Source organism: Acidimangrovimonas pyrenivorans (assembly GCF_042643245.1).
In the GTDB taxonomy this organism is placed as follows: domain Bacteria; phylum Pseudomonadota; class Alphaproteobacteria; order Rhodobacterales; family Rhodobacteraceae; genus Acidimangrovimonas; species Acidimangrovimonas pyrenivorans.
Genome location: NZ_JBHRSK010000002.1, coordinates 207,409 through 229,716 on the forward strand (window position 1 = coordinate 207,409; position 22,308 = coordinate 229,716).

Consider the following 22,308-nt stretch of genomic DNA (forward strand, 5'->3'; position numbering starts at 1 on the left):
GCTCCGGATCGCTGCGGAATCCTGAAGCGGAACCAATGCATGAGCTTGAGGAATGGTGCCCGGGGGCGGCATCACAGTGAACAGGAAATCCCGACACTTACGTGCCAGTGGGACACTTTTTTGTCCCACTGTTTGTTAGCGTTTTCCGACCGAGTGTCCCACTGTCGATCCGATCTCGTTGCTCAGCTACCTCTTTGTGCCTGTCAGGAGCTTTCCTCGTCGGACAGCTTGCGGAGCGTGCGGTCAGCGTGCGTGTAGTGAGGACCGATCGTGTACTGGTCTTCGTCCAAGTCGGGGTCAATCATCGACGTCGTGAAGATGATCTGGTGATCGAGTTTAGCGCGTTCAGAAGCCTCCACCATGATCTTCTGGAAGTTGTGGCTTCGTTCCTGCTCCATGCCTTTGTCTTCAACATTGTCCATGAGCAAGAACCGAGGATGGAGAAACTCGCTGTCCTCTGTTGCTGCGGCAAACAAAGATAGGATCGCCGCGTTCTTGACGATTACATTGCTGCTCTCTGCAAAGTTCAGCTCTCCATCAACGAGAATGGAATTATCACGAAAACTGACGACGACTGACTTGGCGTTTCTGAATTCGTCTTGTCGATCCAGGTCTTGCCGCAGGAAGGACTTCGCCTTCTCAGACACTTGTGTCAATGCTGTGCGGCGGCGCGTCTCGCTGGCTGTATCGAGGGCCTTCTGACGATCTTTTAGTCGGTCAATTTCACCTTGAAGCGTGGCTTTTCGTTCACTCACATTTTCGAGTTCGGCTGCACGTTCACGTAGCCTTGCAAGGTCCCGAAGCTCTCGGTCGATCTGGCCAAGGCGTTGATAACGCTCGGCGGTAAAGCTCTCGCGAGGCGAGCTGCTGATCTCGTAACGTACTGTGAATTCCGAAAGCTTCTCTTGGTAGGTCGATCGCAACTTCCGCAGTTCTTTTTTTGCCTGCGCCGTGCCGGTTTCCTTCTCCTCAAGAAGCTGGCGGGACTCTCGAATTTGAATATCCAAATCCAGTTTGATTTGCAGATAGCGCGACCGTTCTTGCTCGGGATCGGTTTCGCTACCGCAGAGAATGCAATGGTCGGGATCACTCGTGCCGTGGAGCGGCGAAAGACACGCGGGGCAGTGCGTGAATTCGATACTCCCAATGATTTCAGATGACTTCTGAGCCTTGGGAAGCTTGTCCGACAATTCTTCAAGGTGACTGATGAAACTCGTCAGATCAGTGACTTCGAGGTCATTCGTATGTATTTGCTGCTCAATGTCGACGATTTGTCCCCGCAGCTTTCGGATTTCCGAACTAGCTTCTTTCCGTTCCTGGACGAAGGACTTAATCTCTTGGTCATCGACCAGATCATCGACATTCGCGATCTCGCTCGAAAGACGAGCGTATTCCTCCTCAAGCCCCGCGACACGTGCGTCAACGCTCTCTACACGCGCGAGCGCTTCTTCTTCAGGTAGAGACCTCAACAGCGACGTGTATTGCGACGACAGTTCATCAAACTGCTTGTTGAGCTTACGAAGTTCGAGTTCAATCTCGTACGATTCATAACCTCGGATGCCGCAAATCAGGTCGCCGACAGCCTCGCGAATTTCTCCGGTATCGAAGGATTCATATCGGAAAAGGAACGAGGCTGGTGTCCGCTGGTCCGAATAGAGAAGCCGAAGAATCTGGTTCATCGTGACATTTGCTGCACCCTGACTTTGTGCTTCCGGTATCCCTGAAGCGCGAAACATGATCTGGGAAAAGCTCTCCTGACCCGAAGCAGATCTTCTGATCGGATATGACTGCCAACCATCAAGACCCTGGTCAGCCGCTTCCTCGAATGTACCGTAGAAGACCGAAATTGGCGTCTGAGCTTTTTCAATGCTGCGCTTGAGAGTTAGGACACCGCTGGCAGTGCCGATCTCGGCTTGGACCTCATCGCAATTGGCGGCCACTGTCTTCCAGTTGTCGAATTCGCCGCCAAGGATGTAGAATACAAAATCGGCAATTGTAGACTTGCCTGAGCCGTTCTCACCGCGAATGATGTTCACGCCGAGATGGAATTTCTGGTCATAGACCGGCGATCCGCTCTGCATGACGCGCAATCGCTTCAAATGGAATTGGGAGTAACTCATCTGACCAGCCTCCTCAATCCGGTACTCTGACGAATATCTGAAATCGTTCGTGTCGTAGGTCCAAACTTGTGGACAAGAAAGTCTCCAAGCCGCCGCTCGCTTTCGGAGAACAGAGGAAGAAACTCAGCTTCAAATAGAATACGCCCCTCGTCTGAGGGCGTCACAGACCCGTTGTCGAGTTCGGGAAGCTCAATAAGCCCTTTCCCAGACAATGTGCGAAACGCCTGCCGTTGCACCTCATCCATCTTCTGGAAAAGCAATTGTGACGAGGGGTAAACGACGAACCCCTTTTCGGGGCGCGGTATGCGGAGCTCTCCAAACGCTTTTCGGACCTCTTGGGGCATGCGCGTTTTGTGCAGGAGCGGTGCATTTGACAGATAGAAATCCAGGATGAAAAGCCGCTCGGGTGAGGGGCGGGTCGCATCGCTCCACAGCCCAATTAGGCCACCGATCCGGCGGACCGCGTCATAGACATCCAGTTGAGGGAACCACAGCCGACCAATCATGGCTTGTCCCATTGGATGTGGCATTGCTCTGTCAGATAGTAGAGCGCCTGAAGAACCGCTGTAGGGCTAAGTACTCCAAATTCTGCCCGCGCGCACAGCGCGTCAATGACATGCTCTTGGACGGCTGCCGAAACCTCTGCATCTGGCGCGCCTGCACAGATTTTGGGACCGAACACATGCGTTAGGAATCGTTGCTCCACAGCAGATAGTAGCGCATCGTGTTTGGTCTTTGCTTCGTTGAACAAGCCTAACCGATGGTATTTGCGCGCAAATTTGCTCTGAAGATTGTTGGCTGTCGCGTATTCGTGTTCCTTTCCCGCGTCAATCAACTTCTCCTGGAGCGTTCTACGATCATCCTCTGATTTTTGGCTGTAGTCATCCGGAGACAAGCCGGACCCGACTTCGTTGAAGCCCGGCATCGGGCAGGTCTCCAAGGCCTTTTTCAAGTGACGGAGCAGAGAAACAAAAACCGGCGCCTCCTTTGAGGCGGGTTTGCAGATACCGGCATGGTCGGCATCAACAGCAATTGGACGGGTCTTAAGGCACCCCGGATCGGCGCTATCAGGCGAGACAACAAGCGCCACGTTCTTGGTCTTGTACTTCTCGTAGTAGGCAATCGTAGTTATGCCGCTTTTCTGCGCGATGTCCCTATAACCATTGTAAAGGTCGGCGACGTATCCTGTGTCTCCACTCAGTGTATCGATGAAACGCGAAGACATACGCGGGAAGGCAAATTTCAAGATGCTCGCGAGTTGCGCGCCTTTATGCGGCGTGGCCATGAATATGGTGAGCTTTAGTTGTTGACCAATCGCGTTCCAATCCTCGTCTTGGGCTTCGACGGCAGCACGGAGCATTTCTTTTGCCAGCAATCCCCCAAGGCTGTGACAAACGAATGCAACGGGTCTCGTTCCAATGCCATGCGAGACCATATGCTCCACTAGACTTGACGCACGTTCATGCAGGTCCATTTCCTTTTTGGACCATTTCTCGAACAGGCTGGATGGATATCCAGCTGTGTAGATACATACCCCTTCCAGATCATCTGCAATCCAACAAGGCCAGAAGGTTTCCTCCCCATTGGTCCAGGTTCCTTCCGGATCACCAGTAAGTCCATGGATAAAGACAATATCGAGCGCCGCCGAGTCCTTGTCCCCGCACATGTGTTTGAATTGCAGGCTGACCGTCATGTAGCCACCCTCCTCTCAGCGCTGGACACTTGCTGGTCATGCCGCGCGAAGAAATTGAAGATGAGGTCAGTCTTGGCTGCCAAATCATCTTCACTATAGGATTCGACCGGCAGACCCGTGCGATCGTCATAGAGATAGTCGTAGATCGTCTGCTTGAACCGGTCGCGGGTGGATGTCTTGCCGAAGATGTCCTGCACGTCACGCATCTGCTTTTCCAGCGTTTGAAGCAGTGAAACGGCTACAGACTTAATCTTCTTGATGTCGCTTTTTGAGAGTTCAGGCTTAAGCAACAAGTCGAACACCGCCAGTTGCTCTTCGTTTTCAAGCCCCTCTTTCACATAGCGCTTCGATTCAGCGCTCATCTCAGCGGACAACCGCATCAACGCCTCGAACGTCGCCTCGATGGTGTTCTTGTCTTTTTCCAAGTTGTACTCGCGGACGATCTCCTCGAAGCGCTCCTGGAAGTTGGTGCGGGTCGGGTTTTCGGCAAGCATCTTGCGCAAGCGATCCTCGACCACCGACTTCACGTCTTGAACATCCGAGTTCTTGGTTTCGCTCTTTTGGAATTCTTTGCGTAGCAGCTCGAAGTTGATCTTCGACATGTCGAAGATGCGATCATCTGAATCCGGATCGGCGGTTACGTCGATCGCATCACTGACGATGGCGTTTAGGCGCTGAATGATCGCCGAGGTGTCGGCGTTGTCACGATCATCCTGCAGCGTCTTGTAGAGGAAGCTGATCGCTTCGTAGTCCGCGCGATGCACCTGAACGCCTTTGAACGTCAGGCACGCCTTGTACTTGCGAAACACGGACCGTGCGGAAATCTCAAATTTCTTGCGGCTTTCGTCATCGATATTGACCGCCTCTTTGGCATCCAAGATCGCCTTGTTACGAGCAAAGCCTGTGGCTGTCTTCAGCGTCTCTAGGTCAAATCCGTTGTCTCGCAGTTGAGAGCGCACGAAATCCACCGCCTCTGCAAGCTCTGCTAGAAGCTCTTCTTCGGGATGGAGCGGATCGGTCTCGGGACCGCCCTGTCCGTCAAATCCACCTTCTCCGGTGTGACCGGCAAAAGTCGCCAGCGCTTTGCGCAGGTTCTTCAGAATGCCGCAGTAATCGACAATCAGACCGTTGTTCTTGCCCGCTTTGACACGGTTCGCGCGCGCGATAGCCTGCATGAGCGTGTGGGCTTGTAGAGGCTTGTCGAGATACAGCGTCGACAGTGAGGGAACGTCAAAGCCCGTGAGCCACATTGCACAGACAATCACCACCCTGAACGGGTGTTCTTCGCGCTTGAAAGCGGTTTCGACATCCAGACGCTTGCCGTCACCTAGCAGGAAGCCCTCGCGGATGAGCTTTCGATGCGGAAGAATATCGAGGCCCCACTTTCGGAACTTGTCGACCTCTCCTTGCTCGTCGCTGACGACAACGGCCATCTCAGTCTCGCGCATCCAGGCCAGCTGCCGCTCGCGTACGGCCTGATCCTGATCGTCACGCGACGCAGAAACCTCACGTTCAAGCTCGGCGATCCGGGACTGCCAAGCCTCTTGGATGTAGTCGTGCATCCTAACCGCCGTGACCTTGTCGATCGCGACAAACATAGCTTTGCCGGTTTCCCAATTGGTCGAGTAGTGCTCGGCAAAGTCCCGGGCGATATGGCGAAGGCGCTTTTCCGCTGTCACAACGTGGTAGTCGCGCTTCAGCTCGTTTTCCAACTTGGCCGCGACATCCGCATCCTCGATCTCGGCCTCTGCGATGGCATCAGCGAGCCGTTGGTTGAGCCCCTCAGCAGATAGACCAAGTTTGTCTCCACGCGCATCGTAGTAGAGCGGCAACGTGGCTCCGTCCTCGATGGCGCGCTGGAAGTCGTAGGTGGAGATGTAACCGCCGAAAACGCGCTGCGTGATCTCGTCGCTCGTGAAGAGCGGCGTCCCCGTGAACCCGATGAAGCTGGCATTCGGCAAGGCGTCCCGCATGTTCATGGCAAGCGTGCCGTATTGAGTGCGGTGCGCCTCATCTGTCATGACAATGATGTTGTCACGCAGCGAGTACTGCTCGCCGTCTTTGATCTCTTTGTTGAACTTCTGAATCAGGGAGAAGACGAAGGCCTTTTGCTGACCGAGAAGTCCTTTCAGCTCTTCACCGGAATCCGCACGGCACGGGTCCTTGTCGTTATTGGCAAGACCGACGCCCGCGAAGGTGTCGTAAATCTGTTTGTCGAGATCGGTACGGTCGGTCAGCACGAGGAAGGTGAAGTCCCCGCCAAGCTTGCGACGGACTTTCTGGGCGAAGAATGCCATCGAGTAGGACTTGCCAGAGCCTTGTGTGTGCCAGAACACACCGAGCTTGCCGTCGCGTTCCTTGCGGTCGCGCACACTGTCGACGGCGCGGTTCACGCCAAGATACTGGTGGTTGCGCGCGACGATCTTGGCAAGCTTCCCCGTGCTTTCATCGAAGAGGATGAAGTTCTCGAAAAGGTCTAGGAAGTTCTGACGGTTGCAGACGCCCTTGATGAGGGTTTCCATCTGCACGACGCCTTTGTCGCCCTCGGCCAGGCGTTTCCAGTCGCTGAAATGCTCGTATTTCGCCGAGATCGAACCGACCTTTGCCTCTACCCCGTTCCCAAGCACCACGAAGGCGTTGAAGTCGAAGAGTTGCGGGATCGTGTCGAGGTAATCCAGGAAGTTGTCGTCATAGGCGCGGCGGAGCGATTTGTCAGGGCGTTTGAGTTCAACGAACATGAGCGGCAAGCCGTTCACGAAGCCGATCACATCGGGGCGGCGGCGATGACCATTTGGGCCACTGACCCACAATTCTCTAACGCAAAGGAAATGGTTGTTGGCGTGGTCGGCGTAGTCGAAGACCTTGAGCCGCGTCTTCTTGATCTCGTTGCCTTTCTTATAGGTGGCGAGAACGCCATCGCGGATCAGATCGAACTTTTCGCGGTTGGTCTGAAGCGTTGACTGGAAGCTGAGCGTATCGGTGATCTGCCGCAGCACAGACTTGTAAGCCTCGTCGGGAAGGCCGGGATTGAGGCGGATCAGCGCCTCACCAAGGTGGCGAGTTAGCACTACCTCCCGATCCGACTTACGGCCAAGCGTGCCTTCCGGCCCAAATGTCTCGGTGTTGAACGCGAAGACGGACTCATCCCAAGCCAGCTCATCGACCAAATAGTCGGCGAGTGTCTGTTGGGCGAGTCTGTCCTCCGTAAAGTCGTTCAACTCAAACCTCCAACCTTCCATCCATAAGGCGTGGCAGAAGGTGATCCCGCGCCTCTATTAACCTTCTATTTTGCTCAAAAAGCCGCGCTCTTTTCTTATGAATTGGCTCAGCAAATTCAGAGAATGCGTTTTGTAACTCCCAGGGTGGGATCATAATGGGTAACTTCCCCATATTTTTTCTCGAAATTCGTGGCCGTGTTGCGCCGGTCGCGTGCCCCTCACATCGGGAGAGGTTTTGCTGAGAATTGATATGATAAAGAAGGTACATCGCATCAACGCAAGCACCCGGTCGCACAATTGTTACATCAACTGCCGTAACCATCCTAAATGGTTGATCAGTAACCATCCAGCCGCGCCCTATAGGCGCAGGCATTCTTGAGACTATGATGTCTCCTGGCACAACTTCCGTACACCTTAGCCGTTTGAAGGTATCTTCTGTGATGAATCTTTGGTTCCCAGTCTCAATAAACTCGTTCTGTCCGATGTTGGAAATCTGAAGGATTCGGTAGTCATCACCGCCTTGGTCTTTTGTTTCAAGCCAATCTCCATCGGAATATCTCTCGCACACTGTTTGCACGGGTTGAGACTTCCAATCTTTTGGCACTCCACCAACGATGTCAGCATGTTCATGGCCTGGAAACCGTAGGTATACAAACCATTCGCGAAACAGAAGGCGCACACTCTGCTCCAAGAGCTCGATGCGACGGTTATTGTTGGCTATTAGATCGTCATAGGCTGACAGAAGCGCCACTATCTTCTGTTGCTGCTGAAGGTCGGGGCACCTAGCCGGGAGCTTGTGAAGAACATTGCGATCCACTCCAGGCACAGCTGCCTTATCGCTTTGGTAGTTACGAAGTTTGTCGCGCAGAAAGTAAGCGACAAAACGCGGATCATTTCCATGGAAGTCAATCGCATAAAGCGCAGTATTGAGCGGCCAATAAGGTTCAGTGACAAAAAAGACTTCTCCGATCGTCCCATATCGCCCGGTCACAACACCCGGAGGCTCGGCCTTTGCCTCGTTGTGGTGACCGGTAATTCCGGATGATGAAACAACGGGCACAGGTCCATGGACACGCTTCGCTTTAGGCAGATCATGCCCCCGTTTCAACGTCACCACATCACCCAACGTGCAAACTTCCCAACTCATCCAATCAACTCTTCAAAATTCTTCTTGATCGTCGCAGCAAGCTCGACGGCCTCGGCATTCAAGCCATCGATCTCAATCTGGATGTCTCGCATCGCCTCCTCGAAATCGAAGTCTTCATCCTCTTCCTCGGGTGCCACCCCGACATAGCGCCCCGGCGTCAGGCTCCAGTCGTTCGCTTCAATCTCATCCTGATCGACGAGCTTCACGAGTCCTTCCACGTCGCACAGCTCACCGTCCGGGAAACGGCTGAGCAGCCACTCGGCCTGCGTATGGAAGTACCGTGCCCGTTTGAGGTGCTCCGTCACCTCATGACGCGCTTCATCAAGCGCATTCAGACGTTTCTTGCCTTCGGCTGGCTTGGTCCCCGCGGCAACGTCCTCATCATGCACGCGGGTTGCCAGCTTGTAGAAATGATCGATCACCTTGGTGAGCGATTTGATGCGATCGGCGCTCGGCGCGAACGCCTCAGCGCCAGCTTTCAAGCCGCCGATTTCCCGGCTGCCACCGTCCCAGGCAGCCGCCTTTGCCTTTACGGTCTCAGATTTGAGTTGCTCGATGTCGGCGATGACGTTTTCGGAAAGCGCGTTCAGCTCGTCGTCGTCATACGCGCCAGTCACATCTTTCATCGCCTGCTCTAAGCCTGAGAAGTCGCTGGCTTCGGTCTGTGTGAAAGCCGTATCGAGATAGCCTGTCACCAGCTCCAGGAAGCGTTCGGATTGGCCGCGATAGAGCCAGACAATCGAACTCAGGTTGGAAAGCTGCTCGGGCGTGAAGTCGAAAATCTTACGCGTCACCTTGCGGTAGATGTTGCGCGCATCGATCATCAACACCTTGTCTTTGAGGTGTTCGGGCTTGCCCTTGTTGAAGAACCAAAGCTCGCACGGCACCGAGCGGGTGTAGAAGAAGTTACCCCGGATCGCGACCATGATGTCGACATCACCAGACTTCACCATCGCCTCGCGGACTTTGGCTTCACCGTGACCCGCTGACGAGGCCTGAGAGGACATGACGACGCCTGCGCGCCCATTGTCGTTCAAGTAAGCGTGGAAGAACGACAGCCAGACATAGTTGCCGTTGCTGACTTTGCCGCCCTTGTTCACACCGGGCAGACCGAATTCCAGGCGGGAGTCATTCTTGATTTTCTCGGCGTCGATCTCGTCTACGTTGAACGGCGGATTGGCCATCACAAAGTCGGCCTTGCCGACAAGGTCATGCGGGTCTTCGTAGTATGAGATCGCCTTCTGAATGTTTCCTTCGAGACCGTGAACGGCGAGGTTCATCTTGGCGAGCCGGATGGTCGTCGGGTTCTTTTCCATCCCGTAGAACGTCACGCGTTCATTCGGGTTGGCTTTCATGCGCTCGATGAAGTGCGCACTCTGGACAAACATGCCAGCTGAGCCGCAGGCCGGATCGATGATCTTGCCGTGATCGGGTTCGATCACGTTGACGATGGTCTGCACGATCGAGATCGGCGTGAAGAATTCGCCGCCGTCGTGGGCTTTCTGATCGGCGAACTGCGTCAGGAAGTACTCATAGATGCGCCCGAAAACGTCGCCATCGGCTTTTTCGAGGGCTGGATCGTTGAAGTTACGAAGAAGCTGACCAAGATCGTCGTCACCGAGTTCTTGGTACTCGGCCTTCGGGAGCGCGCCATCAAGGGACTCATAGTCCGCTTCGATGCTTTCCATTGCAGCGATAATGGCGCCGGCGCGATCGCCGCCATCCGGGATAGCGACCAGGTGATCGAACTGTGCTTCAGGTTTGAGGTAGATCGAGCCGCGCCCCGAAAAATCTTTCTTTGTGGGTGCGCGTGTGACGCCCCCACGCGAGGGCAGCGAGGCCTTGACCTCGTCCTGCACGCGCAGAAAACGGCTGTAAGCGTGACGCAGGAAGATCAGTCCCATGACGGGCAGGAAGTACTCGTTGCTGGCGAAGTTGGAGTTGGCGCGCAGATGATCGGCCACCGACCACAAGCGTTTCTCAATCTCGCCGACATGCTCCATCATGGATCACTGCTCCCTCGTGTTTTTATCGGGTGTAGCAGATGGCGGTAATGCCTGCCTCCCCAAATTTTTTAAATGACCGCCCTAAGTAGTGCCACATCCAGAGATTGATTCAAAGAAATTTCTATCACAAATACAATGTGTTGCGATGTTGCTTTCTGGTTCCGGTGACGACTCTGCCGTCACGCAGAGCTTCAAGCGGTCCAGCTTGTGTAGACTGGCAAACGACGCAACCGATCCACGACCGCCTCCGTCGGCGCCGCAAGGTCGATGGTTGCGAACCGCACAAGGTGCCCCTGAAGTTCGGCAGCCTCATCCATGTCGTTCCCGATCGCCGGATAGAGCAACATACCTTCCGAACTGAGCGACAGCGGATCGTCAGCCTCTTCCTGGCTCCGCAGGTACGAGTAGAGCTGGTAGATATGTCCGGTCTTGAAGCGTTGCCCGTCGCCATACTGAGCACCGGTCAGAATGTTCGTGAACTTGGTGTCGATGATGATGCGCCGGTCTTCACGAACATTCTCCAGGATGATGTCGGTGACCATCATGGGGAGATGCATCCGGATGCCTGGCGATGCCGCACCTATTGGCCATCGGAACTGCTTTCCCGGATAGACCCGCCACCCTTCTTCACGCGAGAGCTCGGCCGCAAAAAAGTTGCCGATGGCGCGCTCGAAGAGCTTCCTAAACTCTGTATCGCCGCGCTGCGCCTTGAGAAGCGAGCGAACGCCCTCCTGCTCTGTCGGCAGGACCAGATCAAAAACGGCCCGCGCAAGTGAGACCATCAGGCGATCATCGGCCTCGTGTCGCCCGATCTGATCTGACGCCATTTCAGCTCGCGAGGGCATAGCGCCGCGGACACCGGCGCGGCCGAGCGCTCCCGCCAAGGTCTTTGTCCTATGCGCAAGGTTCGCATCATCGAGGCGGCTGCCCAGCATTGTGAGTGCGGCACGCACGAGCCGATTGCGCGGCGTGTCGATTGTGAGCTCTTCAAAGCGGCAAGCAATTTCGCCGCGGCGGAACAGGTCTTGGGATTCCGTTTTGAGGATGTCGATCCGCCCCCGCACGCGCTTGAGCGTGTCTTCGCGCCGGCGATATCCAAAACTCAGATTGCGCCGCAGACGGGTTTCGACAGCATGGCAGAGAAGCCGCGCGATCAAGGATTTGAAGTCTGGAGAGTCTTCGATCTCTGCCTCGAACCGACCCTGAAAGCGGGCCAAATCATAGGCATAAAGGAACAAGAACCACACATTGCGCACAGGGATCTTGTCATAGGCGAGCTGGGCTACGGACTCACCCTCATCCTCATATTCCAGCGCCTCGATCATAGGCCTTGCAGGAGCCGCGCCTTCGATGTGGCGGCCTTATCGAGATTGTCGAACCAGTACTCTTCGAGAAGCGGCGCAATCTCGGTTTCAACGACCCCGCGGAACCAAGCCTTCGCGTCCGCGATGGTTTCTCCCGGCGCAGGCGTGACATAGCTGTGCCCGATCTTGAACTGACCGCCGAGCGATCGGTCAGCCGCGATCTCCTCATTGAGCTCGGTCATGAGTTGCTGGATCAGCGCCAGATCGGCGGCGTCCATGCCGACTTGATCCACGCACCATTTGCGCCAGCTTTCATTGAGCGCGGTCTCAAGCGTGACGAACGCAAACCGGCGCCGCAACGCCAGATCGACCAAGGCGAGCGACCGGTCGGCAATGTTCATGGTGCCGATGACGAAAAGGTTGCGCGGGATGAAGACGCGCTCGCCGCGCTCGTGGCGATAGGCAAGCTCAATCGCCTCCTCCTCGCTGCGCTTGTCCTTTTCGAGAAGGGTCAGCATCTCCCCAAAGATTTGCGCGGGATTGCCGCGGTTGATTTCCTCGACGATGACAACAAAGGGCCGGTCGGGTTCAGCGCGCGCCGCTTCGACCGCCTCCAGGAAAACGCCATCGATCAGGGAAAGCGCGCCGTTACCATCGGGGCGCCAGCCGCGAACGAAGTCTTCGTAGGATAGTGACGGGTGGAACTGAATCGAGCGCATCCGTTTGCGGATGACGGCGCGGTCCTTCGTGCCGATCAGTGCGTAGCCGAGACGTTTTGCGAGCCAGGTCTTACCCGTGCCAGGCGGGCCTTGCAGGATCAGGTTCTTCTTGGATTGAAGTTGCGACAGCGCGGAGTTGAGGATGTCTTCGGCGAAAAAGCAGCCATCGGAAAGAATGTTTCCGACATCATATGAGGTAACGTCGGCCTCCTCGATATCGGCCTCAGCTTCTTCCTCTTCGAGTTCAATCTCCGTTGCTGACGCGGGGCGTGGTTTGTACTTCTTCGCGAAATACGGAACGCGCAGCCAGAAGTCATAGTCCTGCTTCTGACCGCCGAAGGTGAACTGGATAAGCCTCCGCGCAAGCTCGTCAGAGGCGTCAGCCTCAACGACGGTCACGCGGTAGGTGTAGAAGTACCAGTCTCGGGGATCATCAAGCGGCCGCCAGTCCACTTTTACGGTGCGGCCGTCATTCATGTTCTCTGTGACCGTGCCGATCGCCTTGATCCGCATGCAAGAGACCGGCTTGTCGTGGTTCTCGAACGGCAGGCTGTACTTCTTAACGAAGGATGCCTTGATCGCAATGCGATCACCTGGCTTCATCCGCTCGACATGCTCGATGAACTTGTCGTGGTAGCCGTTCTGCCAGATACCCTCTTTGAAGAATCTTTCGGTCTGATCGTCTGTTCCGTTCCAGACGGCGCCCACGAACCAGAAACGGCGGTTCGGATCGTCGAAGAGTTCGCCCACATCCTCATCTGTGGGCGCGGCCTCCTCATCGGCTTCATCCTCGTTCGCCGTCTTGTAACGCGCGTGGATGTCGCGAAAGAGCGCATAGGCTGCCTCTTGATCGAGATGGGTTTCTCGACCCTCGGCTGTGAGCTGCCAGACACCACGTTTCTTGCTGTCGATCAGCCCGGCTTTGGCGAGGTAGAATTTGGCCCAACCGACTTGGTTTTCATATTTTGACAGGCCGTTCTTATTGGTGGCTTTGAGGTCTTCGTCAGTCACGAGCGGGCTCTTCGCGACTTCTTCATAGGCCTGCTTCGGTTCGGCAGAACCGCCGAGAGTCCGCATGGCATCGAGTAGCGGGCCGAACAGGCGGACGAACTGAGGGCCGCTGCCATTCTTGGTCTTCTTGGGTTTGGCAGGCTTCTCTAGCTTCGCCTGTTCGTCCGGCGTGAGCTCCAGATTGTCCGGCGCCGTCGCAGCCCAGGCTGCTCTGCCCCCTGAAACCTGGACCGTTTGAAGCTGGAGTTTTCGGCTAATCTTTCCTGGCTGGGAGAGGAGCGGAAACGCATGAAGGCATCGAAGTTCACGGAGGCGCAGAAGGCGTTCATCCTGAAGCAGGGCGAGGAAGGCACGCCGGTTGCGGAGATCTGCCGCAAGGCGGGGATCAGCCAGGCGACCTACTTCAACTGGAAGAAGCGATACGGCGGGCTGCTGCCGGACGAGATGCGTCGGCTGAAGGCCCTCGAGGACGAGAATGCGCGCCTGAAGAAGATCGTGGCAGACCTGACGTTGGATCGTGAGATGCTTCAGGACGTCATCCGGCGAAAGCTCTGAAGCCTGGACGTCTGCGAGAGATCGTGACCGGGATGTGCGTCGACTGGGGCGTGTCGATCCGGAAGGCTTGTGGGGCCATCTGCTTCGACACGTCCAGCTACCACTACAAGTCCCGGCGGACGCACCAGGCTGCCGTCGAGAGGCGGATCAGGGAGATTTGCGAGACGCGCGTGCGGTATGGTTATCGCCGTGTGCATGTCCTGCTGCGGCGAGAGGGGTGGATCATCAACATGAAGAAGACCCGCAGGATCTACAATGAGTTAGGCCTTCAGCTGCGCAACAAGCATCCGAAGCGTCGGGTGAAGGCGAAGCTGCGCGAGGACCGCCAGGAAGCCATCGGTCCGAACGATGTCTGGGCGATGGATTTTGTCCACGATCAGCTCGCCATGGGGAAGAAGCTCCGCATCCTGACCGTTGTGGACACCCATTCCCGGCTGTGCCCGGCGGCCGATCCCCGCTTCGCCTACCGGGGCGAGGACGTCGTGCAGACGCTGGAGAAGGTCTGCGCCAGGATCGGCTACCCGAAGACCATTCGTGTCGACAATGGCAGCGAATTCATCTCCCGCGACCTCGACCTCTGGGCCTATGCGAACGACGTCACTCTGGACTTCTCGCGGCCCGGCAAGCCCACAGACAACGGCTTCATCGAGGCCTTCAACAGCAAGCTCCGCTCCGAGTGCCTGAACGCGCACTGGTTCATGAGCCTTGCCGACGCACGCGAAAAGCTGGAAGATTGGCGTAGACACTACAACGAAGACCGACCCCATAGCGCGATAGGATACAACGTCCCGATCGCCATGCATTATCCCGATGGCGCAACCAGCCCGTCATCGTGACACAGCCGGGAAAATCCAGCTTCCGGCGGTCCAAGGTTGGGGAGCAGTGCAAGGCGAACATGCCTTCCTGTTGTTCCTTGATGAACTTGTCGGGATCACTGACATCATAGCCAAGCTGTTCTGCCGCATTGATAAATCCATCACGCGCTGTGCCTTCGAGCGCGCCTGTTTTTACGCTGCTCTGATTCACGACGATGGAAGACGGCAACGGCCATTCCCGACCGGCAGAGATTTCAATCAGGTCGCCAAGCTGGCGAAACAGATCGTATCGTTTCTTCTGCCAGTCGGCATTGTTGGCCTTCGCGAGCTCACCGTAGCTGACAAAGCGATGCTCACGAGCGGCGTTCAATATGGCGCGGTAGGTTGTGTTTATGTCGAGCTGATCATCCATGACGAAAGCCTATCTGACGTCATACATTTTGGGTAGCCTATTCATAGACTTATCCAAAACCTATCGCCCTGCTGCGCCGGAGCCGTCCGTCACCCCTCACCCAGAGCGGGGGTGGCGGCGGCGAGGACGAGGCAGGGCACCCATCCCCGCCCTGCTTTGCTGGTGGGCTCCCGAGCTCGCTACCCCGGCGAGTGGAGACCTGCCTCAGCTCTGATGGAGGACATCTCTGGCACACTTCATAGGTGGCCATGAGCTGCGATGCCTGCCCGAAACTACCACCGATGGGCGATATCTGCTAAGCATGATGCGGAGCCCAGTCGGTCGGCAAGGAGGAAAAAAATGAAAAGATTCGCGAAACATAGGATAAATCTGATAAAAAAAGTAAGTTTTGCGAATTTTGAGAATTGAGATACCTGAATGTATAGTGAATTGAGAATGGCATCGTCCGATTTGGCCGGCTTCCTACAGCAGGAGCTACCGGAACTCTCGGATGATTGGTGGGAGAAGAACGTTGTTGAAAGACTGAGTTTTCAACAGCAGAGAATTATCGAAGAAAAAAGGCTCTCCTCACTACGCGAGCTGGACCTTGCCGCCCTTCTCAGAGTCCTGGATCAGAACTGGTATGAGCTTTCAAACAAGCTGAAGTTCCCACGTGAGGGTAGGAATTGGGTGAAGGAACTGCAGACTGTCCGGAACAAGTGGGCGCACGCTTCGGCGGAAGAAGCCCCTCCCAGTGAGGTCTACCGGGACGCAGACACGCTTGAGCGACTGCTATCAATGATAAATGGGAGCAAAGCTTCGATCGAAGCTGCGAACGCGATGAAGAACGCGGCTCTGGCTTCGATGTCGAAAGGGCCGACAACCAACGGGCCCGCGAAGGTGCCTGAAGAGCCCACAACACCTCCAGATTCTGCGGCGGAGAAACCAGCCCATCTTTTCAATGTGGGTGAAGTTGTAACACTGCGTTCTGACAACAGCGTCATGGTGCCTGTCCTGGAGGTCGTGTTTGGCGGACCTGAAATACGATACCGCGTCTTTCAAGATGGCGCGAAAGCCACCTACTACGAAAGCCAGCTCCAAGCCTTAGGTGGCGACGACGACGAGAAGCCCGAAATCTCGATCGAAGAATTCAAAGCACGTCTGACAGCACAGCACCTCCTCTCCCCTTCTACGGCGAACCTTTTCTCGTTGCGCTCTGGGCGCGTGAACTTTGTGCCATATCAATACCGTCCAGTTTTGAAGCTCATCAGGTCGGACCGCCCTCGGCTGCTGATCGCAGACGAAGTCGGCGTCGGTAAGACAATCGAGGCGGGCCTTGTCATCAAAGAGCTCGGCGCACGGACGGACATCTCATCCATCCTGGTGATCTGTCCGAAGGCACTCGTCGCCGAACGGAAGTGGCAGACCGAGATGAAGCGCTTCGACGAGGACTTCACCCACCTTGACGGTAAGCTTCTGCGCCACTGCCTCCAAGAAACAGACCTAGAAGGCGAATGGCCGGAGAAATACGGCAAGGCGATCCTACCGTTCTCGTTGTTCGATTCCGATTTGATCTTTGGCCAGGGCGGGCGAAAGCAGAAGAAGGATCGTGGTTTGCTGGCGCTTGACCCAGCTCCCGCCTTTGATTTGGTGATTGTCGATGAGGCTCACCATATCCGTAACTCGGACACCTTCCTGCACCAAGGCGTTAGGTACTTCTGCGACAACGCCAAAGCTGTCTTGCTGATGACGGCAACACCCGTCCAGCTCGGTAGCTCTGACCTATTTACCTTGCTCAACGTCGTTCGTCCGGACCTAGTGATCGACGAAGCCAGTTTCGAGCAGATGGCCGAGCCGAACCGGTTCATCAATGAGGCGATACGACTTTGCCGTGAAAAGTCCACCGGTTGGCAGAAGGAAGCCTCGGACCAGCTGCGGGAAGCCGCACAAACTGAGTGGGGTCGACTCTTCTTGCGCGAGGAAGCGAACTTCCAGGATGCCTTCGACAAGCTTCAGGAAGCGGATATTCCCGATGCTGAGCGCGTGCTGATGACGCGAACGCTCGAAGAACTCTACACGTTCAGCTCAATCATCAACCGGACGCGCCGCCGTGACATCGGGGAATTTACGACGCGCAAACCGCAAACGCTGACAGTTGAATTCAACGATGAGCAGCGAGAACTCCACGATACTCTGCTGAGCATCATCGCCAAAATCCTCGCGCGCTGTCATGGCCAGCAGAACGTCAAGTTCATGATGACGACAATCCGGAGGCAAGCCGCAAGCTGCCTGTTCGGTTTGGCGCCCCTTCTTTCCGATATCCTGACCCGAAAGCTCGATCAGCTTGAAGTGATTGAGAGCAATGACATCGACGATGACGTCGACCTCTCCTTTGTCGACGAGGTTCGGACCGAGATAGAAGAGCTCCTCCACAAGGCCGAAAACCTCAATCCGGAAGATGCAAAGGTGGAAGCCTTCATTGGAGCTCTGAAGGACAAGGCTGGCTTGGAGAACAACAAGGCACTCGTCTTCAGCACCTTCAGACACACGCTTGCCTATCTCGCCAAACACACTGAGGCGGCGGGCCTTCGTTTCGGCCTTGTTCACGGGGATGTTCCTGATGAAGAGCGCGCAGATTTGAGACGGCGGTTTGCGCTTCCGAAGGACCACGAAGATGCTCTGGATGTACTCCTCTCATCCGAAGTCGGATGTGAGGGCCTCGACTTCCAGTTCTGCGACTTCCTCGTGAACTATGATCTTCCTTGGAATCCGATGCGGATCGAACAGCGGATCGGACGTATTGATCGATACGGACAGAAAAGTGAAGCTGTTAGCGTCGTCAACCTCGTAACGCCTGGAACGGTTGACGCCGATATCTACCAGCGATGCCTCTGGCGGATCGGCGTGTTCCACCACGCCGTGGGCGGCAGTGAAGAAATTCTTGGCGAGATCACTCAGGAAATCCATGACATCGCGGAGAGTTTCGTTCTGACGGAAGACGAAAGGGAGAAGAAGCTCCAGCAACTAGCAGACAACGGCATTCGTCGCATCCGGGAGGAGCAAGACCTGGAAGAGAAGGAATCCGAACTCTTCGGTCTGAATGTCCCGAAGCAATCTTGGCGCGAGGATATTGAAGACGCTGAGAGCGAATGGCTGTCGCCGGCGTCGATCAAGAGATGCGTATCCAGATACATTCAGTCAAAGACGGGCTCGGACGTTGATCCTCTGTCAGGCGACAAACCGCTAAGGACCTTGAGGGTGAGCCAAGAGGTGCGGAATGCGCTGTTGGCAGATTTCAGGAAGTTCAAACGTAGCAATGACACCCTCTCCAGAAGTTGGGAGAAATGGCTGAAGGGCGGCAGTCCAAGTCTCACGGTGACCTTCGACCAGGACTCTGCGGCCGAAAACCCGTCAGCTGTTCACCTAACAGTCTTGCATCCTCTGGTGCGGCAGGCAGCCCGCTTCCTAGAAATGGATGAAGCGATGTACTGCTCCCTAGAAGTGACAGATGGATTGCCGCCAGGTCAGCACAAATTTGCGCTGTATCGATGGACTATGCATGGCATCAAACCTGACGAGCGTCTTGTTGCGGTCGCCACCGACCCAGAGGTCGAAGGCGCACTACTTCAAGTGCTGCATAGAGCCGTGGAACCAATCCTTTCCGTCTCGCAGTCTGCGCAAGACTTCGATGATCTCGACAATCTTCACCACACGAAATGGTCGGCAGCGCAAGCCAATCATATCGCAGAAAACCAGAAGCTTGCTGAGCATCGGGTGCAGAGCTTGACTGTAAGCCATCGAGCTCGCGTGCGTACCTTGGACGATCAGATATCCAAATCGACCAATGATCGAATTCGAAAGATGAAGGAAGCCGAGCTAGCACGGGCCAACGCTGACTTCGAACGTCGCGTGAGTGAGCTACGTGACGCGGGCAACACCGGTGACATTAGAGCCGCCCCGATCATGCTCGGTACCATCTCTGTCCGGAGCGGTGAATAATGACCGATTTTCTAACCAAACTCTCCGAACAGCGGCGAAAGTTTCTTGAAGGGCTCGATGCCAACGAAGGTGACATCAATCTCGACATCTTCGAGGACTTCTACCCTGACCAAGCTCATTTCGTATTCGAGTTGCTGCAAAATGCCGAAGACGCGGAAGCAACCGAGGTGTCTTTTTCCCTCAGTGAAGACGGTTGCTTGTTCGAGCACAACGGCAAGCGCCTGTTCACCGAGAGAGATGTCAGGTCAATCACCGGCATCCATAACAGCACCAAGGAGAAGTCCTCTGACGAAATAGGAAAATTCGGCGTCGGGTTTAAGTCGGTATTCGTCTACACCCTCGCTCCGGAAATTCGATCAGGAGACTTTGCCTTCCGCATCTCACGTCTCGTCATGCCAGAGCGTATCGATGATGACGGCGGCGATCGCGCAGTTACCCGCTTCTGGTTTCCGTTCAACAACCCCAAAAAGCCGAAAGATACTGCCTTTGGGGAAGTGCGCGCTGGCCTTCGTGATCTTGCAGAAACGACCTTGCTCTTCCTATCAAATATTCATGCGATCAACTGGAGGATAGATGATGGACAGGCAGGATCGATCTTACGCATCGAACACTCTGACGAACACATCGAAGTTCTGAAAGAAAGCGGTGGATCGACAACAGCAACATCTCACTTTCTTCGATTTTCGGAGACTGCCGAAGGATTGGAGAGACAAAAGGTATCCGTCGCTTTCAGCCTGGAGCCCAGCAAGGAAGAAGAGACGTATCAGTCAGGCACACCGCTTTCGAAGCAGTTCAAGATCGTTCCGGTCAATGGGCAGGTCGCAGTCTTCTTTCCCGCAGAAAAGGAGAAATCCAATCTGCGCTTCCATTTGCATGCTCCTTTTGTGCCGGAGCTTAGCCGAGCGAGCATCAAGCGCGACCTCCCGGCCAATGAGCCGCTTTTCAAACAGCTCGCCTCCATGAGTGTGGCAGCCATGCGTGGCATCAAAGAAATGGGTTTGCTGACGCCTGATTTTCTGGGTGTCTTGCCAAATAACAGTGATGACCTTGGCAAGCAGTACAAGACTATTCGCGAGAAAATCACAGAAGCATTCAACGACGAACCCTTGACCCCAACTTTCCGCAAGGGTCATGCGCCAGCAAAACATCTATTGCAGGCGAAGGCATCACTAAAAGAGCTGCTAGCGCAAGAAGATATCGAGTTTTTGGTGGACTATAAGTCCGTTGCACCGCAATGGGCCGCAAGTCGTGCTTTGCAGGGCACAAACGTCGAAAGGTTCATGAGCGGCCTCGATATCAATGAATGGGATGTCGATGACTTCCTCGAAGTGCTCGCGGACAAGTTAGATGCGAGCTACACTTGGAGCCCACCAGATGAAGACTTCTTGAAGTGGCTCTCGAAAAAGCCGGTCGAATGGATGCAACAGCTCTACGCTCTTCTGGCAAGCGAACCTGAAACAAAGGATGAACTAGATCAGCTAAGTGATGCAAAAATCGTCCGACTGATGGATGGTTCGCTAGGAATCCCCAAGGAGTGCTACTTCCCGGATGACCACAATCGCTACAGCAAGATTGTGCCTTGCGTCGATCGTGAATTGCTTGAGGGCGGGACCAGTCAGAAACGCAAGAAATTTACAAGAGTGTTCCTGAGCGAAATTGGGGTCTCGGAAATTGGAGAGCGCGAACTCGTCGAGGCATTGCTCGAAAAAGAATATGCTTCAACCGAGCATGTGCTCAAAGAAAAGGAGCATGCCGCGCATCTCCGTCGGTTCATGAAGCTTTTGGAAAAAGAGCCGTCGGCAAGATTAATGCTTCAAGAACATCGAATATTTCTTGGAGATGATATGCAGTGGCACAAGCCAGGAGATATCAATCTTGATAGCCCATACTTGGACACGGGATTGTCTGAGTACTACGAAGCTTTGGGCCTTTCGAGCAAGACGGTTCAGCTCCACTCCCTATACCAGAATCTTCCGATCGACACGCCAAAGATTGCTGGCCTCGCAAAATCACTTGGAGCAAGAACGGCCATCCCGGTCAAAAAATCGTCGTGCACAAACAATCCAGACTGGAGCTACCTCTGCAGAGTCGCTGGCGAGCGCAACACTTCGCCCATCAATGACGACTATGTCATGATCGGTTTCGAAAGACTAATTTCAAAGAAATCAATCAGGGTATCGCGACTAATCTGGAACTCGATGTGCCAGCTCGGAGAAAGGCATCTGGAAGCGCGTTTTAGACGCAATGTGTCCGGTGGTAGCCGCTACGCAAAGTCTCAACTCGTTCACCAGCTACGAGATACTGCCTGGGTTCCGCAGGGTGATACCTTTGTAAAACCATCCGCAGCCAGGGCCGGGCTGCTCCCGGAAGGGTTTAGCTTCGATGCCGGCTCGCCTTGGATAAAGGCGATCGATTTTGGTGGCGACGTCGCAAGGGAAAGTGAAGAGGCGCGCGCGCAGGCAGCCGCCGCCCAAGCTCGAAAGACGAGAAGACAGGCCGCTGCCGCAGAACTGGGATTCGAAAACCCTGACGATCTCGAATGGCTTTCCGAGCTGTCTGAGCTCTCGGAAAGTGAGCGACTGGAAATACGCGAGGAAATGCGCAGACGAAAGACTGTGCCCGATCTGCCCGAGAACGAGCCGAGCAACCCTGAGCGGCGTGATGCACGAGTTCGAGAAATCGCGAAAGACGCCCAAGGCCGGGAAACAGAGAAACGTTCCAGAAGCATCTCGATCGGTCAGGGCGCCGTGAAGGAAGAGGCGAAGCAATACCTTCAGCACCAGTACACAGGTGATGAGGGTCTGTTCTGCCAGGTGTGCGAGAAACCGATGCCTTTCGTTCTGGATGACGGGTCACCCTACTTCGAGGCGGTTGAGTTTTTGCAGGAGAAAGAACTCAAGAAGCGACACCATCAGAACTACCTTGCACTGTGCCCGAACCACGCAGCCATGTTCCGGCACGCGAACGGCTCGAAAGACATCATGAAAGCGATGCTTCTTGATCTCGATGATGCGCGATTGGAGGTCATTCTAGCGCAAGCAGACTGCACCATTTACTTTACAAAGACGCATCTTGCCGACCTGAAGAGCGCGATCCATGCCGAGGATGAGGGCGAAAACGTCAGAGCTTCCTCCGGCTAGAGACCCGGAGGTTTGGCATCATTCGAGGGCATCAATCGCCCTGCTTCGCCGGAGCCGTCCGTCACCCCTCACCCTGAGCGGGGGTGGCGGCGGCGAGGACGAGGCAGGGCACCCATCCCCGCCCTGCTTTGCTGGTGGGCTCCAGAACTCACAGCTTCCGCCCTCTTTAAGAATCTCTGATTTCGTTCAT

12 protein-coding genes are annotated in these 22,308 nt (G+C 55.2%); 4 read left to right on the forward strand and 8 right to left on the reverse strand.

The window, feature by feature from the left end:
• Positions 1-203: 203 nt before the first annotated feature.
• The 8 genes from ACFOES_RS01920 to ACFOES_RS01955 all read right to left on the reverse strand — a co-directional run bounded on the left by ACFOES_RS01920 (position 204) and on the right by ACFOES_RS01955 (position 13,611).
• Positions 204-2,120, reverse strand: coding sequence for an AAA family ATPase (locus ACFOES_RS01920; protein WP_377831464.1), 1,917 nt, complete (start codon positions 2,118-2,120; stop codon positions 204-206).
• The gene (locus ACFOES_RS01925) at positions 2,117-2,638 is read right to left on the reverse strand and encodes an ABC-three component system middle component 5 (protein ID WP_377831465.1); all 522 of its coding nucleotides are present in this window, start codon (positions 2,636-2,638) and stop codon (positions 2,117-2,119) included. Before ACFOES_RS01925 ends, ACFOES_RS01920 begins: the two co-directional genes overlap by 4 nt.
• Positions 2,623-3,813, reverse strand: coding sequence for an ABC-three component system protein (locus ACFOES_RS01930; protein WP_377831466.1), 1,191 nt, complete (start codon positions 3,811-3,813; stop codon positions 2,623-2,625). Before ACFOES_RS01930 ends, ACFOES_RS01925 begins: the two co-directional genes overlap by 16 nt.
• Entirely contained in the window at positions 3,810-7,031 is a 3,222-nt protein-coding gene (locus ACFOES_RS01935) for a type I restriction endonuclease subunit R (RefSeq protein ID WP_377831467.1), read from the reverse strand. The genes ACFOES_RS01930 and ACFOES_RS01935 overlap by 4 nt, the downstream gene beginning before the upstream one ends.
• A 1-nt stretch (position 7,032) precedes the next feature.
• Positions 7,033-8,178, reverse strand: a complete 1,146-nt coding sequence (locus ACFOES_RS01940; RefSeq protein ID WP_377831468.1) for a restriction endonuclease subunit S — start codon at positions 8,176-8,178, stop codon at positions 7,033-7,035.
• Positions 8,175-10,184, reverse strand: a complete 2,010-nt coding sequence (locus ACFOES_RS01945) for a class I SAM-dependent DNA methyltransferase (protein WP_377831469.1) — start codon at positions 10,182-10,184, stop codon at positions 8,175-8,177. Before ACFOES_RS01945 ends, ACFOES_RS01940 begins: the two co-directional genes overlap by 4 nt.
• 191 nt (positions 10,185-10,375) lie before the next feature.
• Entirely contained in the window at positions 10,376-11,509 is a 1,134-nt protein-coding gene (locus ACFOES_RS01950) for a 5-methylcytosine restriction system specificity protein McrC (protein WP_377831470.1), read from the reverse strand.
• Positions 11,506-13,611 (reverse strand): AAA family ATPase, encoded by a 2,106-nt coding sequence (locus ACFOES_RS01955; RefSeq protein WP_377831530.1) that lies wholly within the window; start codon positions 13,609-13,611, stop codon positions 11,506-11,508. Before ACFOES_RS01955 ends, ACFOES_RS01950 begins: the two co-directional genes overlap by 4 nt.
• Between ACFOES_RS01955 and ACFOES_RS01960 the strand changes: the two genes are divergently transcribed.
• The 4 genes from ACFOES_RS01960 (at position 13,507) to ACFOES_RS01975 (ending at position 22,118) form a co-directional block, all read left to right on the forward strand.
• Positions 13,507-14,609 (forward strand): IS3 family transposase gene (locus ACFOES_RS01960; RefSeq protein WP_377831471.1). Its coding sequence is split into 2 segments (ribosomal slippage): positions 13,507-13,762 and positions 13,762-14,609, totalling 1,104 coding nucleotides; the frame shifts between segments, so codons are not numbered across the junction. The genes ACFOES_RS01955 and ACFOES_RS01960 overlap by 105 nt on opposite strands.
• Positions 14,584-15,036, forward strand: a complete 453-nt coding sequence (locus ACFOES_RS01965; RefSeq protein ID WP_377831472.1) for a hypothetical protein — start codon at positions 14,584-14,586, stop codon at positions 15,034-15,036. The genes ACFOES_RS01960 and ACFOES_RS01965 overlap by 26 nt, the downstream gene beginning before the upstream one ends.
• Before the next feature lie 399 nt (positions 15,037-15,435).
• Complete coding sequence (locus ACFOES_RS01970; RefSeq protein ID WP_377831473.1) at positions 15,436-18,978, forward strand: DEAD/DEAH box helicase; 3,543 nt, start codon at positions 15,436-15,438, stop codon at positions 18,976-18,978.
• Positions 18,978-22,118, forward strand: a complete 3,141-nt coding sequence (locus ACFOES_RS01975) for a sacsin N-terminal ATP-binding-like domain-containing protein (protein ID WP_377831474.1) — start codon at positions 18,978-18,980, stop codon at positions 22,116-22,118. Before ACFOES_RS01970 ends, ACFOES_RS01975 begins: the two co-directional genes overlap by 1 nt.
• Positions 22,119-22,308: the final 190 nt, after the last annotated feature.

Bases quoted from the DNA above. Each gene is read 5' to 3' on its own strand.
- ACFOES_RS01965 (WP_377831472.1), top strand. From the start codon at position 14,584: ATGGCGCAACCAGCCCGTCATCGTGACACAGCCGGGAAAATCCAGCTT.
- ACFOES_RS01920 (WP_377831464.1), bottom strand. From the start codon at position 2,120: ATGAGTTACTCCCAATTCCATTTGAAGCGATTGCGCGTCATGCAGAGC.
- ACFOES_RS01975 (WP_377831474.1), top strand. From the start codon at position 18,978: ATGACCGATTTTCTAACCAAACTCTCCGAACAGCGGCGAAAGTTTCTT.
- ACFOES_RS01930 (WP_377831466.1), bottom strand. From the start codon at position 3,813: ATGACGGTCAGCCTGCAATTCAAACACATGTGCGGGGACAAGGACTCG.
- ACFOES_RS01940 (WP_377831468.1), bottom strand. From the start codon at position 8,178: ATGAGTTGGGAAGTTTGCACGTTGGGTGATGTGGTGACGTTGAAACGG.
- ACFOES_RS01925 (WP_377831465.1), bottom strand. From the start codon at position 2,638: ATGGGACAAGCCATGATTGGTCGGCTGTGGTTCCCTCAACTGGATGTC.
- ACFOES_RS01950 (WP_377831470.1), bottom strand. From the start codon at position 11,509: ATGATCGAGGCGCTGGAATATGAGGATGAGGGTGAGTCCGTAGCCCAG.
- ACFOES_RS01970 (WP_377831473.1), top strand. From the start codon at position 15,436: ATGGCATCGTCCGATTTGGCCGGCTTCCTACAGCAGGAGCTACCGGAA.
- ACFOES_RS01945 (WP_377831469.1), bottom strand. From the start codon at position 10,184: ATGATGGAGCATGTCGGCGAGATTGAGAAACGCTTGTGGTCGGTGGCC.